A 17,556-nucleotide genomic window follows, 5' to 3' on the forward strand; every position below is an offset into this window, starting at 1 on the left:
TTCCATGGCTTGTCCGTCTGTGCGTGCGAGCCTTGATCGGTGCGTTGGCGAGGGTCGTCTTTCGGGGTTTCTTTGCTCATGGTTCCTCCTGCTAATTTAATCGCTTAGCCGGCATCCCGTTCCAGAGTGGGGAACGAATCAGCAGCGTTTCGCTTGAAACCCGGTTCTGTAGCGTAGGAGTTGCTTTGATGCGTAGTTCCAATTGGACACCGTCGATCGTGCCCAATGGCAACGACAATACGGTGTACCTGGTGGCGGATGATTCGGTAAATCGGCCGCGCCTGGCGCGAGACCGACTATGAGACACCGACCTCAAGACGGTCATCCGGGACCTGCTCAACGGGCAATTCAGCAACCCGAATTATCGCCTTCAACACTGCCGAGCGCTGGTCGGAGGACGTTTCCGAGGACGTCGCCCATGAGCTGCGCCGACGCTGCGATCTGCAGGACCGCGATATCCCGTTTTTCCTGCAAGGCTTTACCGACCGCTTCGACCGCTACCGCGATGTGCAGCTGCCGCTGCCGATACGTCTGGTGTGACCCGTGGCCTTTCGCGCAAGAAACCGGCGGCAATCGGCGTCAAGGCGCCCTTTCCCGGATTCATCGAGCCAGCGCTTGCAACTTCGATCGGCAACGTACCGAACGGCGAACGCTGGATCCACGAGATCAAGTTCGACGGCTACCGCATTCAGGTCCACCTCGCCAACGAAGCGATCAAGGTTTTCACGCGGCGCGGCAATGACTGGGACCAACCGTTTAAGGACGATCGCCGACGCCTCCTAGCATATAAGCGCCGTAAGCTGACGCTGACCTCAGTGTTGGTAACCTGCACCATCCGTTCAGAGTGAAGCGGAACCATGGTGTAATGATCGTTTCGGCGCTAGTGCTGTCTTCGTGGACTTAATTCACACATCCCGACGGCACGCCGTAAAGGCATTCAGTATCTTGAGCGATACCCAAGGGATCGGTGACGGGCACCCAACGCGTTATCCTGTCCCGCGCGTCTCCAGCGACAGGCACGCCTTTAAGCAAGACCCGCCGGATCAGCTCGTTCAAGAAGAGACCAGCCGTGGTCAGCTCTTCGTATGCACAGTCTTTACTGGCGACGTCCGCCAAAATGCCGAGCAAAATGCCGTTCACAACGGCAGACTCGTATTTGAATGCGAGCCGCCCAATTTGTTTCAAAGTTGGCGGCGGTATTTCATCGATGGTGGGGAGCAGGCGGGCGATGAACTCGAGGTGTTCTTTGCGCCAAAGACGCCAACTACCGTCGTCGTATTGAGGGGGGAACCTCTCCTTTGGCAACGCATCGACCCGAATCTGGTCAAGCTCGATCGCAGCAGCAAGTCCGGCCAACCAATCTCGGATGTCGCAGTACGATATCTCTGGTTTCGTCATCGTAAAACTCCTCAATCACGTCTCGATTTCTGAGATGTTCAGTCCGAACGCCGGTCACTGCGTTGCGTATACTTCAAGCTTTAGCGATAGCTCCGCCCTTTCCGCCTTCAGCATGGGATGCATCCCTTCCTGAAGCCCCCGACGACCGGGAGGGCCGAAGCCCCGCGTACTCGTGTCCCTTCGGGTTTGTTGGACCCGCACGGCGTTGTCCCCGCCATGTCCGCTGAGAGATTTTTTCGGCTCTCTCGCAGAACACACCGGAACGGGTTGTCATCCCGCTGACGATGCTATCTGCCTGTCAACCGTCCCCGGGGTTGCCGGGTGTTCTGAAGGCCGCGGGAAGGAATGGGCGCACCTGAACCCGCGAATTTGTTTGTTTCCGGATTGACGCAGATCATGTAGCGCACCGGCGCGCTGCGGACCGTTTGGGGTCGTACCTAGTCGGACAAGTCGGGTCCGGCATCCGTGGCGCGTCGAGGTGCGCCGCCTGAGGTCATTCATCGCGCTCGGAAACGAGCCGCGGCGGGACAAGACCAGATCAAGACCGCCTGCATATTGCGCGGGCGACCGGCTGCGAGCTTGCTTGCGTGGAGTAGACCGAGGGTCCAAGCACCACGATGGGCGCCCTCTTACCGATCGAACGCGGTTGGTTCGATTAGCGCGCGGGCGCCGAATGCCTCCTCCTAGGCAAGCCGTGCGGACGGTCTTGGGAGCCCGTGGAGGCGTCACTGGCGGGCTTGGCTAGGGAGCTAGCCCCCGCCTCCAAAGAACGAGCTGCTGCCGCTACCGCCGACGAGGAAAAGGGTTTCCAAGGCGCAAATATCGTCCGCGTTTCGTCGACTGTTAGCCCAGCCGCCACACCCACCACCGCACGCATCGCAAATTGGCACGCGCCGGGCCGCCACACCTCGATCTAGGTGTTGGGCGAACAACCCAGCTTCAGCAACATCCGCGCCGCGTCCAGCAATGGCTGGCGGCTGCCGGTGACAAGGACCGTTCCGTCCGGAAGCACCGCGCTCGAACACCCTCTTGCATTGACCCTTTGCAAAACGATCCGGATCGTCGCTCCCCCGCCCTTATCGTCTTGTCCAAGGGCGGCTTTGCCTTCGATGTCTCGTTCCGACATAATAAATTCTCCCTTTTGTCGCGAGCCTTTTAATCATGGGGTCGAGGGTTCGAGTCCCTCCGCGCTCACCAAAGAAACCCTTCTCTCCCAGTGGTTTCTTCAATTTCCAAAAGTGTCGACCCGACCGCCTACAACTAGAAATACGAATTAATAGGCAATTAATAGGCAGCGGGCAGTTGGAGGCCTCGGCCGGTCGCAGCGGCCGATTCAGGCCTAGTTTGATTGTGTCCGGCACCGGACAGACACCGGGTATTTTTGGGCATTATGATTCGACCATCACCGTAACGCCCGTGGCATCCACCGGTGATGAGAACGTCTGGTCAGCGCTCTTGCCTGTTAGAGGAATGGAGCAGCGCCATGCAGCGACGCCGTATCCAGCACGGCACCCCACTAGATCAGCGCTTAGCAGAACAGGCAAAGCGGCTGCGTGACGAGGCGCGAGGCAGCCCACCCGGGTTTGAGCGAGAGAGACTGCTCCGCAAGGCGCGGGAGGCAGAGACCGCCGCGCGTATGCAGGATTGGCTAAGGTCACCCGGACTCCAGCCGCCGAAGTAAACGCCATGCCGCCGTGGGGATATTACGCCTACGTCATAGACGATGGCGGACATATCCGGAATCGCATTGAGGTTCATTGCGGCAATGACGAGGAAGCCAAGCGGTGCGCCGAACAACTGGTGGACGGGCACGCGATAGAGCTATGGCAAGAGGCGCGTAAGGTCGCGACATTCCAGCCCAAAAGTAAGGCCGCCTCTCTTGGCAGCCTCTTGCATTTGGTGCCTCACCGGATACTTCATCGAACACGCCGCCGATAGACCTGCCCTGCTGCAACATCGGGATCAGCGCGGCCTTGAGCCCGTAAGCTTTAGGTGACGCTCGCCCCCGTGCAGCCGCTGCCAACGCGGCTTCTGTGAATATTCTGCACTTTCGCTAGAATTATTGCAGCGGTGGTCTGGTTTGCAGTTAGTGTCTTCGTGGCTAGCTGGAGTGCCCGCCGTGAAGGACTATCAAAAACAACTAGAAAAGCTCAGGACCGACGCGGCCGAATGCAGGCTCATTTGCGACCTCGCCACCGACCTGAAAAAGCGGGAGATGTTCGACCGACTGGCCCTGCACCTGACAGCCCTTGCGGATCAGGTTGAGCAAGCCATGCTTCATTCGAAGTCAACGGGGACATAACGAAGTAAGGCCGCCTCAGTTGGCGGCCTCTTTCGTTAGATGCCTTGCCGAAACACCCGACGACAGCGGCTTGTTCCGGTTTCCCGGTTCTTAAATAAAGGGCCCGCCGCGGCTGGCCTGCCAGGCCGTGATAGCATTGTAAGCGCCAACAAGGTCTCCGTCTTTCCAACACTGCCTAGCTAAGGCTAGACTCGTGAGTTTGGGACGACCACCAACCACCACCGCGAGATTGTCGTCCGTCAGTTCGCCAAGGCTCTCGATACGCTTAATGTTGCTCATGATTTCTCCATATAGGCCAGCGTGGTCCATCCGTCGCTCGTGCGTACCACGCTCATTCAAAAGTCCCCGCAGTACCGTGAGGCAAATCACGCCAGCGATAGGCCTGCGCTGCTGCAGCATCGGGATCAGCGCGCGGCCTTGGAGCCGCTTCAGTTGTTAACGATTTCGCGATGTGAGCTGTTTTGACCGCTGACTCGGCCACCGGTCATGCAACGATGGTCCATCACCGCGCATCACGGCATCCACCGGTGATTGAGAGCGTTGCGCTCCCGCCATGGATCAGGGGGTACTTATGCCTCACCACGCCAGCCAAGCTAAACTGCTGCTACAAGATCGAATGGCGCTACACGCCCTACGACTGAACGAAGAGGCGCAAACGCTCCAGCCCGGCCCACAGCGTGATGATTTGATACAAAGGGCCCGGCATGCTGAGGCCGCCTCGCATGTGAATGACTGGCTCCTATCGGCCGGTCTTCGGCCGCCCCGCTAAAAATCCCTACGGTGAGCTGTTTTGACCAGTATGTCGGATACCGAACATGCCAGACTGGTCCAATCACCGCACCGCCCTCGGCTTACATCGGTGATGAGAGCGCCCGGTTGCGCACCCGCCTTCCTCAGATGGAGCAGTGCGCCATGAAGGATTACAGGGCAACTACCGAAAAGCTGCGAACCGATGCCGCAGAAGCAAGACTGATCCGTGATCTGGCTACGGACCCGGTCAAACGCCGCGTGTACGACGGTCTGCACGTCCGCCTTACCCTTCGGCCACAAACTAGATGCAGCGACGCTCGTTACTGCGGCTGAGAACATTCGCACTTTCAATGAGCAGGTCGAGGATGAAGATATGCTCAAGGCGCTCGGAGACGAAGTCTCGGCGGCTGAGCGCATCATCTTTCTCGGTCTGCACTACCATCAGCAAAATATGGATTTGCTCAAGGCTGCACCGCCTGCACGCGATGGGAGCACCACCGTTTACGGGACCAGCATCGGAAGATCGGGTGCCGATATCAATGTCATCCAAGATCAGATAGCCACGATGCTCTCACCGCGCGGTGGAAACGTGCATCATTACGTTGGTAACCGACTCGACTGTAGCGGCCTGTTCAGTGAGTTCGGGACCACTTGGGGCAGATAAGGGCGTGCGGCCCGAGGTAAAACAAACCGCACGCCCATCATCGCCGCGTGGTCGAGATTGGCACCGCGCCGATCATCGCCTCCATTCCGGTGCGCGCTGTTTTTCTTGTGGTAACGCCATATAGGCCGCCGCCTCTTTGAGCACTTTGACGAACGCAGCCTCCTCAGCGTGATTAGCATCACAGCAGCACCGATCCGAACTCGGTAGAGCTGCCGACACAGGCGACAATCCCGTAGGCCTGCAAACAGGAGTAAGGGAAATGAGGACCAAGACTGCGGAGCGTGAGCTTTCGGTGGACGAACTGGACGCCGTCAACGGTGGCAAGGACAATCTGGTCGTGTGCGTTAGAACGCAGAAATTTAGCCTCGGATTTATGGATATCAACATTGCGAAGTGCGCGAACGGCCAGACGATTGTCTATCCGACGTTCGACTGACGTTTTCCGCAGCTGCCGTCACGACTGTTGTCGCCCGCCAGCCCAACAGCCGCACCGGCCTGCGTGAACTCACATAAGTTCCTGGCCCGTGCTGCCATAGCCAAGATGGAACGGCCCCTCGCCGCTATTTGGCCGAGTGTTGCGCACTTTTTGTCCTGTCATGGGCTGCGAGCGCAGCCCGTCCTTTTTTTGTGACTACCATCTGGTAGCGTGGATCCTCTATGGCCTTCGCTGGGTCGGCAATTAGGTTTAAGCGGACCAAAGCCCACAGGGCTTTGCTGCCGCATGGTCCGGTGAGCGTGTAGGCCGTGCTGGTGTGCGTTCGAAATGCTTTGCCCGCTGCTGTGGCTTGCAAGGCAAGGTATTGGGCCGTGGTCAACCTATGCGCCGTCAAGACGAGGCCTATCACCAGCAGGCACGTTGCTCGACGTGCCGGGACCAGCGTGCCCAAGTAGGTCCAAGGCTGTAACGATCTGCTTGAGCAGGCGTTCGATCTCCTCGCGCTCGTTACCTGCATCTTCCGCCATGCGATCCAGCAGTTGCTGTTTGCGGGCGAGCAGATTGGTAAGGGTCGTCATGATGGACCACCAAGGTTGAGAAGCTGGGAAACCGCTGTAACAAGCTGGGCCGGAGCAAAAGGCTTAGTAAGCAGAATGCTGTTGGGAACGCCCATCGAGGGCCAGTCATCGGCTGATGCCCCGGTCATGTAGACGACGGCGAACGACGGATCGACTTCCCTAGCGGCGCGGGCGATCTCCCAACCGTCGAACCGACAATCAAGTTGATGTCGCTGACCAGCGCACGATACTTCGTCGGATTTCCCTTTAGGAGGGTCACCGCTTCCTCCCCGGAGGCGGCCCGTGCGACTTGAAAGCCCGCCGCGATCAAAGCCTCCTCGACCATGCCTAGGATTAGGCGATCGTCTTCGACCACCAGGATGATAGGTGATTCCTGCCCTTGATCTTGCACCGTGGTTTCCCCCGGCCGCGACGGCGTTGCAGCATCAGATCATGAACCGCGCGGGCATTATCGACCGCCGAAATGTTCAAGAGTGAACATGCAGTTCGCTGCCCAGAGACTGTCGTCTGCCAGCTTAGCTGAGGAAGAGTCGGTGTGCATGTGCAGTTTGTGCCAAACCGGGGTCCGTAGTTTTGCCCAGAACAAAACTCGGTGGATTTCAGACGTTTCCACAGCAATCCACGTCCCATGTTTGTTCTCGACATATCAAACTAGCCCAGTACCCCGCGCCGGTGCCGTCCACCGCCAACTTAGGTTTCCGGTAGATTAAATGCTCCGGTGTCATGACCGGGTCTGACCAGAGACGGCTCCAGTGGACCTAGACCCCCTGCTGGGGCCGTTTACTTAGAGCCGCCAACTCAGGGCCGACCTTACGTGAAGGGAGGCTGGGGCCCCTTCCTAAATGGGTCGGCTTTGTCGTCGTGACCGCTACGGTTGCTGTAGAACATCAAGGCCATGAGCCCGCAGCCGATCAGGAGGGAAAAGAAGGTCCCAAGCCCCAAGGCTATCCAACCGTGTTTGCTCATCTGAATGTCGCCAGCAGAATTCCAAGCGGTCACCGCCCAAATTCCTGTGAGGGCGAGCAGAAAGACAAGAACGGCCAAGAGAAAGATTTGGCTCACACTCATGCGCTTCATGGTTCGGCCCTTTCTCGTCCGTGTGAACGGTCTCCGCAGGCCATCGTTCCTACAAAACAGGCGACAACTGGGGGTGCCGGGAACAGTTGGGCCCCGCGACATGGATGTCCGCTCTCACCTCAAGAGCGGACATTGACTGGCCATGGCGGGAGGTCCGAAAAATCATGAGCGAACATGCACTCGCTCTTGTCTTATGTAGTTGATCGCCCCCCGTAAGCCACGACGACGAATTCAAGGTCGTCATGTGTAAATTCGGCGACCTCTTGCATACCCATCTTTATATGAGCCAGCAGCGAGGTTGTGTTGTCGCGGCGGATGAACGCAACGCCCTCTCGCTCCGGAAGCCGCGCCCGTAGTGCCGCAAACATTGCACCAGCGAACCCTCGCCCGCGTTCGCTCTCGGCGACGCAAATCGGCCCGTAATTATAAGCGTTGGGTTTGCCTGGGTAAACTTTGAGCATGGCCTGCACGAGAGGAACGTGCGCTTGCTCCGCGAAAGTGCAAAATACGAGGTAGCCCACAACCAGCCCATTGCTTCGAGCAACAATTACCTGAGCGTTGGCGACTGCCGTTTCAAACCAGTTTCGCGAAAACGGAACTGACAGAGAGCCGCCTCTGTCCGAAAGATTGCGGTCCTGCAGATCGAGAATCCCGCTAACGTCATCTAGTGTGGCGAGTGCAATTACGCGCTGTGTGTCCGTCATTGTTTGTCCTCACGGCCACCCTCGTCCTACGTTAGCCCTAGACTAGCTGAGACCCAATGGAATGCCCGTTGTATGCCTGTTCTGGGTCATTTGGCCGGACCACGGCGACTTCCGGTCTACCCCGGTGAACGGACATTCTCAGGATAGGCAGGCACGTCTCAAAGGTGCCAGACTCGGACATCGGACAGTTATTCGATCACCTCGTCGGCCCGTGCAAGCAGCTGTTCGGAAACCGCTAGTCCGATGTTCTTTGCAGCAGTGCGATTGATGACGAGCTCGAACTTAGTTGGCTGATAAAAAGGAATGTCGGCGGGTTTCGCGCCCTTCAGGATACGATCAATGACGTGGGCGGCTTGGCGAAAAATCTCCACAAGATCGATGCCATAAGCCATCAGCCCACCGGCATCGACAAACGAACGAAATGGGTAAATGGCTGGTATCCGATGGTTTGCAGCGAGTTCGCCGATCAGTTGTCGCTTTGTGATGTGTACCGGACTTCCATCGACGAAGAGGGCGTCAACGCCCGCTTGCGACATAGTGGCGAAGACATTTCGATATTCATCGTCACTGCCGCTATCGACCATAGACGGCCCCACGACGGTGATGCCTGCTTTCTCGGCCACTCCTTGCATTGCAGCACCTTCGGGACTAGTTCGCACAGCCATGATCCCGAGTTTGGATATGGTTGGAACTAGTTCCCTGAAAAGCTGAAGGCGTTTTCCCCAAAGCTCCAAACCGGCATCGACGGTGACGCCGGTGATGTTTCCACCGGGCCGCGCAATACTCGCCGCAATGCCGAAATTGACCGGATCGCTGGTCATGGCAACAATCGGAATTGTTGACGTTGCCTGTTTCAGGGCGGGACCAGCGAAACGCCGATGCAAACACAAGTTCTGGATTGCTGGCCGAGACGTCGCGAGCGAGTTTGGGATAAATCTCCGCGCGCCCTTCGCCGGTGAAACGCTCAATCACCAGGTTATTTCCCTGGACATACCCGAGCTGGCGTAGTCCCCCGAAGAACTCCCGATAGTAACGGAAGCGGCTGCGTTCGTTCAGCTCGGTTATCGGATGAGACGGATGCATTATTGCGATCCGGTACACTCTCGCCGATTGCTGTGATCTTGCGGCACGCGGCGGTATGAATACCGCACCAACGAAGGCGATGAACTCCCGTCGTCGCATTCGTCCCTCCCTTTCAAGGACCGCGCCTAGAGCGGACCTAGCCTACCAGCTTCTAAATCGGGTGAACGTGATGCAATTAGCCGCATGCAGGATCGACGACCTAGCCCGCGCTGCACCGAATTTCCGCTTCGTGTTCCGCGTCGGCTTGACCCTCCGCCGGTCACTTCCGGGCCACCTCGAACAACGGACACCAACAGACCGGCAACTTGGTCCGGTTCATGCCAATAACGGAAGTGGGAGCTGCTTCAGGCCTCCTAGGATCCAGTCAAGGGCTTCCCAAGTCCGTGTGGCGTCTTCCTCATCGCGTCGCAACTAGCAAATCGTATCGGCCCGCCGGAATCCGGCGCGCGACGCGAAGACCGGCACTGGTCACGAGCCCGCAATAGGCCGCTTCGCTTCGTTCGCGGCCGCCAGGCCCGCGCAACATGTTGAGGTCACCCAACGCCGTCGACGCGGACCTGCTGGAATAATCTCGCGGCGGCAAGAAGCGCTCGGCGATGACGATGCGGCCCGCATCTGCCAGCGCTGAACGGCAGTTTGCGAGCAGTACGACGCAGCGTTCGTCGTCCCAATTGTGAAGCACGTTCTTGAGAAGGAGCGTGTCGAAGCCTGCAGGTATGCCGGCAAAAAAATCCCCGGTGAGGAAGCTTGCGCGCGACCGCATACCGGCGGCATCTATGGCCCGCCGGGCAGCGGCCTCGCATCTCTCCAGATCGAGAATGCTGCCCGACGTTGTGGGACAGGCGCGGAGTATCTCGACGAGCAATGTTCCCGCGCCGCCGCCGACATCCAAAACCTTGCCTGCGCTATTGAAATCGCCGGCTGCGATCAGATCGCGCGCGACGAGGCGTGTCATGTTTGCCATCGCCGCGTCGAACACCAATGCGGCCTCAGGATCACGATGCATTTGCCCATATCGTCCGCCGTCGGCTCCTGCGAGTTCTGCCGCCGTTCTGCCGCTCCGCACAGATTCGGCAAGCCCCATCCACGAGTGCGACAGCATTTTCCCTTCGAACAGCGCCCAACTGCGCAGCGAATGGCTTGCGCTGTTGGCGAGGCACGCGCCCATATCCGTCAGTCGATAGCGAGTTGGGCCGACCGATTGACATATGCCGAGCGCCACCAGGGCGATCAGCAATCGCTCGGTTGACGGTGCGTGTGTCGAGCATTCATTGGCGACCTCGGTAGCGGTTCGTTCGCCGGCAGTGAGTGCCTCGACCACTCCAAGCTCAACCGCAGTGCACAATGCGGCGGTGACGCGATGTCCGCCGAGTAGGTCCAGCAAGCGATCTGCGAACACGAGGGCATTCGACACGGAGTGCCTTCCGTCCTATCTGATCGACTTCAGGTCGATCGACTTCGAGATTTCGACAACGCGCGCCGCTTGCTGCTCTACGAGTCTCCTCAGGACTTCGGGGCCGCCACCGATCACTTGCTGGCCCGCCGCCTTCAGTTTGCCGGAGATAACAGCGTCTGACAGCACCGCATTGACGTCGGCGATGACTCGCTCGCGGATGCTGGCCGGCATGTCGTTTCCCACAAACATGCCTGCGCCGCCTACAAACGAGAGCTCGTCGTAGCCTGCCTCAGCCGCGCTAGGGACCTCGGGCAGTATCGTCGTGCGTTGAGGCTCGGTGGTTGCAACAAAGCGCGCTTTTCCGGCAGCGACCGCGGGCGTCGACGTCGGAATGGCCGCAACGAAGGCATGGATGCGGCCTTCCCCGAGATCGGCTTGTGGTTGGGAGGCGTCACGATAGCCCACGTAGCTCATTTCGAGACCGCGTTGCTTGAGGAACATCGTGAACACGTAGCGCGGCAATGTTGGGCTGGAGGCCCATGCGAATTCGCCAGGTCGCGAACGGATCAGGGCTTCGAGATCGGAAAGTGTGCTCACCCCGAGACTATTCGTGACCGAAACGGCGACAACCACCGACACCGTAGGGACGAGTGGGACCAAGTCGGTTTGCGGATTGAACGGCAGGCTGTCGACTGTGAGCGGCAGGACGGAGAGCGTCCCGAACGTAGTGTAGAGCAGTGCGTGCTGATCGCGCGCGGAGACAAATGCACTTGTACCAATGATCGTTTCCCCTCCGGGCTTGTTCTCGATCACAACCGATTGTCCCCAGCGCCTGGTCAATCCATCGCCGATAATGCGCGCTGCGACGTCGATTGCGCTTCCGGCTGAAAAAGGGACGACGATTCGGACGGTGCGCTGCGGCCAGCTTTCGGCGACTGCGGACCTTGATCCGCCAACAACGACAAGGACGAGAATGATCGAGAACACGAGTTTCCGAAGCCAACTGAGCATGGGAGCATCCTCACACGGCGACTGGCGATCTCTTCTTTCGGCCCGCGCCAGGGCGGGCAAGCACTTCGTTCGCGTTGATCACGCGGATCAGCATTTGAATGAAAACATCGCGCTCGGCGACGCCGAGGCCCGAGAGGAGTTTGTCCTGGCGGCGTCGCACGATCGGCGCTAGGTGTTGGTGAAGAGCCTCTCCACGCGGTGTCAAACGCAGCTGGCGTACGCGGCGGTCCGTCTCGCTGACACGGCGAACCAGCAGGCCTTTCGCTTCGAGCTGATCCACGAGTAGTCCGGCATTGGTGCGATCGATACCAACGCGCAAGGCAAGTCCGACTTGATCGACGTCGGGCTCGCCCCACACATAGGCGAGCACCCCATACTGCAGCGGCGTGAGTTCGTTGCCTTCAAGTGACTCCGCCATCGCCGTCGTGCAAATCTGCTGAAACCGCCGGGCCAGAGGCATCGGTGCGAGCCGCAACGGGATTTGTGTCCGTTTTTCGGTGGGGGTGGGGGCGCGCGTCATGCTCGGCTCTATATGGTAAAATATTTTATCATCATATATTTGATTATACTACGCGCGTCAAGATGGATCGCAGGAATTTGGAAAAGCGTGTGAATAACGCTTGCCAGCGCCGATGTCCGTTTGGGGTCAAACTGAGAAGTCCGGGCGTTCAACCGACAGGTCGGCTTTACCCCCAACTCCGGACATGGCTTTGCACCGCGCAAACTGACGCGTTGTGCCAATAGGCGACCTGCTCGCTGGTTCCGCGACGTGGTAGTCCTTGTTAGCTACCTTCGTCTGCGGGTAAATTTGAAAGAGAAACTCATGCGCCAAGCAGTTTTGTTCGGTTCCGTGCTTCTCGCCGCTGCCACCTTCTCAAGTATTAGCAGCGCCGAGGATGTCGGCACGACAGGCGTCATTGACACATGTATCGGCAAGATTGACCTGCTCATGGGCCTACCTGCGAACGCGGAGGTCGAGCAGAAGGTGTGCGACGAGTTAGATTTTCAGCGAGCTAGTCAGGCCTATATCTGGTCGCTGCCAATCGTGGCGATGAACGAGTGGAAACGCGGTCAGGAGAGCTTCGGAGCCAAACAAGGCGATGTAGTCCTTTACAATAATTACAAGGACAAGCTCGGCATCCTGACAGCGAACTTCACAACACCCTACGTTGTTACATTTGCAAACCTCCAAGACGGCCCAGTCATTGTCGATCAGCCTGCCGGTGCACTCGGCGGCATGGTGCTCGATTTCTGGCAAAGGCCCGTCGCCGACCTTGGTCAAGCAGGCCCCGACAAGGGCGCAGGAGGAAAATATCTCGTCATTGGACCCGGCCAAAAACCGCCAGCCCAAGACGGATATTACGTGATCCAGTCCCGCACAAACAATGTTTTTATCGGCATCCGCGTCCTTGAGCCCGGCGAGGACAAGCTCAAGGCGGCGATGGATAAGTTCTCGGTCTATCCCTACACCCAGCGCGACAACCCACCTTCACACCGTTCGATCAGGCCGGACGGCAAGTCATGGAGCCAGGTACAGCCGCGCGGCATGAAATATTGGGAAAGCCTCGACCAGATGTTTCAGCAGGAGCCGGTGGAAGAACGCGACCGCATGATGACGGCCATGCTCGCGCCGCTCGGATTGGAGAAGGGCAAAAAATTCCAGCCTGACGCCCGGCAGGCAAAATTGTTGACCGAAGGAGCGCTCATCGGCGAGTTGATGTCGATGAATATTTCCTACGCCAAGCGGTTTGATAACTCTTACTACAGGTCTGACACTAAATGGGCTTACGTCATTATGTTCGATCCCGAGCAGGAGACGCCCAACTACAGCCAACTCGACGAACGTGCCGACTATTTCTATGAGGCAGTCACATCGTCAAAGCGCATGGTGAGTACGACGCCGGGCATCGGACAAGCCTACCTCGGTGCTTATAAGGATAAGGACAGCAACTGGTTTGACGGAAGCAAGAACTATAAGCTGACTGTCCCGGCCAATCCGCCAGCCAAGCAGTTCTGGTCGTTCACGATCTACGACACCTTCAACCGCGTCGGGATCGATAACAAGACACAGAACGCGGACATCTCATCGCGCGATGATTTAAAAAAGAATGCTGATGGATCGGTCGATCTCTACTTCGGCCCGCAAGCACCCGGTGGCTACGAGAAGAACTGGCTGCAAACCAATCCCGGCAAGGCCGTGGTTCGCCTATTTCCGACTTTATGGGCCGCAGGAAGCCTATCTCAACCGCAGTTGGAAGCTACCAGACATCGAGAAGATGAACTGATCGTCTGATGTCCGCTCCGGGTCAAAGGCTACAGGTCGTTTGTGGCCAGGTCCTGTGTGAAGTCCGCTTCGACCCGAAATCCGACCTGATTCCGACGCCTGATCCAGTGGCACATGCTTCTCGCCTTCTGTAACCAAGCCGAGGAGTATGGCCATGCAGGATCAAGTGAACGCCACCCCTAAGCCAAAGCGGGTGCCGTGGAACAAGGGAAAGCTCACCGGGGCAAAGCCACCGCTGCGACCCAAACACGTCTGGTCGATCCGGACGAAGCTCCAGATCGAAGGCCGCGCTCGCGACCTCGCCATGTTCAACCTGGCAATCGACAGCAAGCTTCGCGGCTGTGATGTCGTCGCCATCCGCGTCGAGGATGTAGCCGCGGGCGGATACACAGCGGATCGCGCAACGGTGCGGCAGAAGAAAACCGGGCGGCCGGTCAGGCTTGAATTGAGCGAGCAAACCCGCCAAGCAGTCGATGACTATCTAAAATCCACCGGTAAACGGCCCGGAGCGTTCTTATTCACCGGCCGTCGCGGCCCTGGCCGCAGTATGACAACCCGTCAGTATGCGCGGCTCGTATCGGACTGGATCGGAAGCGTCGGGCTGGATCCCCGACTGTTTGGCACGCACTCACTGCGACGCACAAAAGCGACCCTGATCTATCGACGGACCGGCAATCTCAGGGCTGTCCAGCTCTTGCTCGGGCACACCAAGATCGAAAGCACGGTGAGATATCTCGGCATTGAGGTCGATGACGCGCTGGCAAAGCGGAACAAGTGGATGTCTGAAATACCCGGGCAGAGCGGACATGCTCTGCCCGCCCTTCGACAGCCGGTTCGTGCCAACACCGGAAGTCGCGAATCCTATTCGATCACCTCGTCGGCGCGGACGAGCAGCGACGGCGGCATTTCAATGCCAAGCGTTTTGGCCGTCTTGAGGTTGATCACTGTCTCGAATTTTGTAGGCAACTCGATGGGCACGTCTGCTGGCTTACCGCCCTTGAGGATTCGGTCTACATGCATCGCAGCCCGTCGATACATGTCCGGGAGATTTGCGCCATATGACATCAATCCGCCAGCGAGCGGATACTCCCTGAACCCAAACATAGCGGGGAGCCTGTGTTGGGTAGTCGCGGTCACAATTTCCTTAACGCGACCGGCGAGAAATGGGTCTGTAGCCACTATTACGGCATGAGGCCGTTTGCCTGAGATGGCGCTTAATGCATTCTCCAATTCTTGCGGGGTTCGCGCCTCAAAAGGATCGATCCTAACCATAAGCGAAGGGGCAACCCGTTCCGCCTCTCGCAGAAAGTTCACATTGAATGGGTTCGCAACATTGTAAAGCAGGGCGATGTGTGAAGCCCACGGCAGTGCTTCTTTAAGTAGCTCGACGGATTTTCTGGCGTATGCCTCCTCGTGCGCTGTGGCCAGACCAGTAGCATTACCGCCCGGTCGGGCGAGACTTTGTGCTACACCTGCTCCGATTGGGTCAGTAACCCCAACAAATACGATCGGCGTGGCGCTCGTTGCTCTATTTACGATTGCTGCCGGTGTCGTACCTCCGACGACAAGAAGGGTCGCGCCTGCCGAAAGCATTTCATCTACAACGGCTGCTAGTAGGTCGTAATTGCCATCGGCGTAATGCCAGACGATGGCGATGCTTTGGCCCTCGATGTACCCGTGCTGCCGCAGGCAGTCCTCGAAGGCCGTAACATTGTCAATAGCTGCCAAAGCGGATCGGGGAATGATTATGCCGATCTTGGGAATTCTCGGTCTTTCCTGCGCGCGCGCCGCCAGTGACCACGCGGCAGCCGCCCCACCGAGATGAATGATGACATCGCGCCGTCTCATGCAGTCCTCCAATGAGGCTCAAGACCACGCTAGATCCAGGTTGAAGCATACCACATCGCGGCATGGGTAACGTCATTGGAAAAACCGAGTTTCTATCAGCGCTATTCTTTGTAGACAACTGGAACTAATCTGGTCTGGCCAGATTAGTGCCGCAAGACTCGGGAAAGATCGATGAAACGCGGCTTCTATTTCTTGCTGATGCTTGTCTGGTTACCATCAGCAGCAATGGCGCAGTCGGTTGACTGGCAGCGCTTCGTTGTTCCGGAAAGCGGCGCGGTGGTGGATATCCCGACGGCGGTTTTTTCGAAAGAGGCCGGAAAACCAGAAAGTGGATACGGGCGGCTTTTTGAGACATCGGATGGTCGCGCAAAACTGACGGTGCAGTCGATTCCTAATGTAGCGGGCGATTCACCTGCTGTCTTTTTGGCCAAAAAAAACCCGCCACCTAACATCGTCTACAAGAAAATCACACCTCGATTCTTTGCAGTGTCCAGCTTCCGCAATGACAATATCTGGTACAATCGCTGCAATTTCTCAAGCCGTCTTGTGAACTGTGTGCTGATTTCCTATCCCGCATCAGAAAAGCGTCAGTGGGATGCGATTGTAACAAGGATCAGCAATACCCTTTCCAGCCGATGATTAGTTAGGAGGCAGCCGGGTTGGATCACTCAGTTTCGTCAATTGGCTGCATATAATCGCTGGGCCAATTCACGCCTGTACGCTGCAGCATTTGATCTATCCGACCAAGCGTATCGACTTCACATCGGCGTCTTCTTTGGAAGCCTTCATGCAACCCTCAACCATCTGCTCCTGACTGACCGGCTGTGGATGAGCGGTTGACGGGTGAAGGCGATCATCCGAACCAACTTGACGAAATTCTATATGACAATCGCAAGGAACTAACTCAGGCTCGCATCGCTGAAGACAATCGGATTATTGCACTGATCGATACCTACGACGACGCCAGTTTGTCCGTTTCCCATCGTTATCGAACCACATCTGGAATGCCGCACTTTCAACCCCTCGCGGACAAGATGCTTCATCTCTTCAACCACCAAACGCATCACCGAGGCCAATGTCATGCCTGCTTAACGATCCTAACTGGCGATGAGCCGCCTTCACTCGACCTACTAGGGTTTCAACGTGGCGGTATTGCTCCATCACTGGAAAAACTACGAAGTGTGGATGCAGCCCCTTCCGAAATTGGGCTTTTGCAAATAACAGGCAATTATTGTGAGTGATCAACGGCCAAAAACACGAAATAGCTTAATCGATGAGACGCTTTCGATCGTTCAAGACTTCTCTGCCGATTCACTCAAGGCAGTGATTCCAAGCGCGGGTGTGCAGGCGGTTCTTCGTGATGCACTGTCCTTGGTATTATCACCGAAAGATAGACTTGCGATTGACCGCGCGATGATGCAACGGCGAGTGGAGAAATTCAGAGAAAACCAGCAAAAATTTCAGCGAGAACGGGAAGAATATTACAACAGAACGATGGAAGCGGCTCAAGCTACTCAATTTGCCCCGCCTAAATTTACAAGCGATTGACTTCTGATGATCCAACTGACGCAACTCTTCGAAAGCAGGACGTGACACGCGAACCTGCTACTTGATCTCGACCTTGTTTGAAACATTCTTGGCAGTTGATTGGACGATGATCGTTCACGATCCGTTACGTCGTTTCAAGTTGGGAAGGGTGTGCCAAGCTTCCGGGCTCGTTCGCGAATGTGATCGATCGACCGGCCGAAAATGGCGGCAGCGGGCGCAGCCGATGCTCCGCTTGCCACAAGCGCCTTGAGACGCTGGCTGTCATCGTCGGTCCCGGGGCTGGTTTCTTCGGGAGCACATTTCGTCTTAGGACACCAAGCAGTAGCTACAGGTAACGAGCTTTCGCGGCGGCAGCGTAAGGAATGGGAAGGGCTATCGAGCAGCGAAGCCCTATCGGATTAAATTGGACGGTTACTTGTCCGTCAAGATCTTCAGCTAAGGTGCGTTCGAGAAGCGTAGATCCAAAACCGCGTCGTG

17 protein-coding genes and 4 pseudogenes are annotated in these 17,556 nt (G+C 57.4%); 9 read left to right on the plus strand and 12 right to left on the minus strand.

The genetic code is table 11. The features are described 5' to 3' along the window. Positions 1-536: 536 nt before the first annotated feature. Positions 537-761 (plus strand): annotated as a pseudogene (locus tag JQ629_RS36250) (ATP-dependent DNA ligase); the annotation flags it as partial. Positions 762-900: 139 nt separating this feature from the next. On the opposite strand, the gene JQ629_RS36255 reads toward JQ629_RS36250, so the two are convergent. Both JQ629_RS36255 and JQ629_RS36260 read right to left on the minus strand, forming a co-directional pair. Beyond that, complete coding sequence (locus JQ629_RS36255; RefSeq protein ID WP_212416698.1) at positions 901-1,398, minus strand: hypothetical protein; 498 nt, start codon at positions 1,396-1,398, stop codon at positions 901-903. Positions 1,399-2,311: 913 nt separating this feature from the next. After that, positions 2,312-2,524 carry a hypothetical protein gene (locus JQ629_RS36260; RefSeq protein ID WP_212416699.1) on the minus strand — a complete coding sequence of 71 codons (213 nt, stop codon included), beginning with the start codon at positions 2,522-2,524 and terminating at the stop codon, positions 2,312-2,314. Positions 2,525-3,517: 993 nt separating this feature from the next. On the opposite strand from JQ629_RS36260, the gene JQ629_RS36265 reads away from it, so the two are divergent. Next, positions 3,518-3,700 (plus strand): hypothetical protein, encoded by a 183-nt coding sequence (locus JQ629_RS36265; protein ID WP_212416700.1) that lies wholly within the window; start codon positions 3,518-3,520, stop codon positions 3,698-3,700. A 90-nt stretch (positions 3,701-3,790) separates the two neighbouring features. Here the strand turns inward: JQ629_RS36265 and JQ629_RS36270 are convergent, their stop codons facing one another. Next, entirely contained in the window at positions 3,791-3,979 is a 189-nt protein-coding gene (locus JQ629_RS36270) for a hypothetical protein (RefSeq protein ID WP_212416701.1), read from the minus strand. Positions 3,980-4,823: 844 nt separating this feature from the next. Between JQ629_RS36270 and JQ629_RS36275 the strand changes: the two genes are divergently transcribed. Together JQ629_RS36275 and JQ629_RS36280 are read left to right on the plus strand one after the other, a co-directional pair. Next, positions 4,824-5,114: a hypothetical protein gene (locus JQ629_RS36275; RefSeq protein WP_212416702.1), complete on the plus strand. Its 291-nt coding sequence runs from the start codon at positions 4,824-4,826 to the stop codon at positions 5,112-5,114. 259 nt (positions 5,115-5,373) lie between these two features. Then, complete coding sequence (locus JQ629_RS36280; RefSeq protein WP_212416703.1) at positions 5,374-5,550, plus strand: hypothetical protein; 177 nt, start codon at positions 5,374-5,376, stop codon at positions 5,548-5,550. 380 nt (positions 5,551-5,930) lie between these two features. Here the strand turns inward: JQ629_RS36280 and JQ629_RS36285 are convergent, their stop codons facing one another. The 8 genes and pseudogenes from JQ629_RS36285 to JQ629_RS36320 form a co-directional block, all read right to left on the minus strand. Next, entirely contained in the window at positions 5,931-6,128 is a 198-nt protein-coding gene (locus JQ629_RS36285) for a hypothetical protein (RefSeq protein WP_212416704.1), read from the minus strand. Next, positions 6,125-6,453, minus strand: a pseudogene (locus JQ629_RS36290) (response regulator transcription factor). The gene JQ629_RS36285 and the pseudogene JQ629_RS36290 overlap by 4 nt, the downstream one beginning before the upstream one ends. 485 nt (positions 6,454-6,938) lie before the next feature. Then, entirely contained in the window at positions 6,939-7,205 is a 267-nt protein-coding gene (locus tag JQ629_RS36295) for a hypothetical protein (protein ID WP_212416705.1), read from the minus strand. Between the two features lie 191 nt (positions 7,206-7,396). Next, positions 7,397-7,909, minus strand: a complete 513-nt coding sequence (locus JQ629_RS36300) for a GNAT family N-acetyltransferase (protein ID WP_212416706.1) — start codon at positions 7,907-7,909, stop codon at positions 7,397-7,399. Between the two features lie 188 nt (positions 7,910-8,097). Then, positions 8,098-8,877: an ABC transporter substrate-binding protein gene (locus JQ629_RS36305; protein ID WP_349631373.1), complete on the minus strand. Its 780-nt coding sequence runs from the start codon at positions 8,875-8,877 to the stop codon at positions 8,098-8,100. Positions 8,878-9,389: 512 nt separating this feature from the next. After that, entirely contained in the window at positions 9,390-10,406 is a 1,017-nt protein-coding gene (locus JQ629_RS36310) for a methyltransferase (protein ID WP_212416708.1), read from the minus strand. A gap of 15 nt (positions 10,407-10,421) precedes the next feature. Beyond that, positions 10,422-11,399: a Bug family tripartite tricarboxylate transporter substrate binding protein gene (locus JQ629_RS36315; RefSeq protein ID WP_212416709.1), complete on the minus strand. Its 978-nt coding sequence runs from the start codon at positions 11,397-11,399 to the stop codon at positions 10,422-10,424. A 10-nt stretch (positions 11,400-11,409) separates the two neighbouring features. Continuing rightward, positions 11,410-11,919, minus strand: a complete 510-nt coding sequence (locus JQ629_RS36320; protein ID WP_212416710.1) for a MarR family winged helix-turn-helix transcriptional regulator — start codon at positions 11,917-11,919, stop codon at positions 11,410-11,412. A 303-nt stretch (positions 11,920-12,222) separates the two neighbouring features. On the opposite strand from JQ629_RS36320, the gene JQ629_RS36325 reads away from it, so the two are divergent. Together JQ629_RS36325 and JQ629_RS36330 are read left to right on the plus strand one after the other, a co-directional pair. Beyond that, positions 12,223-13,692 carry a DUF1254 domain-containing protein gene (locus JQ629_RS36325; RefSeq protein WP_212416711.1) on the plus strand — a complete coding sequence of 490 codons (1,470 nt, stop codon included), beginning with the start codon at positions 12,223-12,225 and terminating at the stop codon, positions 13,690-13,692. 139 nt (positions 13,693-13,831) lie between these two features. Next, positions 13,832-14,469, plus strand: a pseudogene (locus JQ629_RS36330) (tyrosine-type recombinase/integrase). Positions 14,470-14,544: 75 nt separating this feature from the next. On the opposite strand, the gene JQ629_RS36335 reads toward JQ629_RS36330, so the two are convergent. Next, entirely contained in the window at positions 14,545-15,531 is a 987-nt protein-coding gene (locus JQ629_RS36335) for an ABC transporter substrate-binding protein (protein ID WP_212416712.1), read from the minus strand. 171 nt (positions 15,532-15,702) lie between these two features. Here JQ629_RS36335 and JQ629_RS36340 point away from each other — a divergent pair, with 171 nt between their 5' ends. The 3 genes and pseudogenes from JQ629_RS36340 to JQ629_RS36350 all read left to right on the plus strand — a co-directional run bounded on the left by JQ629_RS36340 (position 15,703) and on the right by JQ629_RS36350 (position 17,079). Next, the gene (locus JQ629_RS36340; RefSeq protein WP_212416713.1) at positions 15,703-16,170 is read left to right on the plus strand and encodes a hypothetical protein; all 468 of its coding nucleotides are present in this window, start codon (positions 15,703-15,705) and stop codon (positions 16,168-16,170) included. 24 nt (positions 16,171-16,194) lie between these two features. Beyond that, positions 16,195-16,772: pseudogene (locus JQ629_RS36345) on the plus strand (DinB family protein). Next, positions 16,765-17,079 carry a hypothetical protein gene (locus JQ629_RS36350; RefSeq protein WP_212416714.1) on the plus strand — a complete coding sequence of 105 codons (315 nt, stop codon included), beginning with the start codon at positions 16,765-16,767 and terminating at the stop codon, positions 17,077-17,079. Before JQ629_RS36345 ends, JQ629_RS36350 begins: the two are co-directional and overlap by 8 nt. Positions 17,080-17,556: the final 477 nt, after the last annotated feature.

It is taken from the genome of Bradyrhizobium sp. AUGA SZCCT0222, assembly GCF_018130205.1.
In the GTDB taxonomy this organism is placed as follows: domain Bacteria; phylum Pseudomonadota; class Alphaproteobacteria; order Rhizobiales; family Xanthobacteraceae; genus Bradyrhizobium.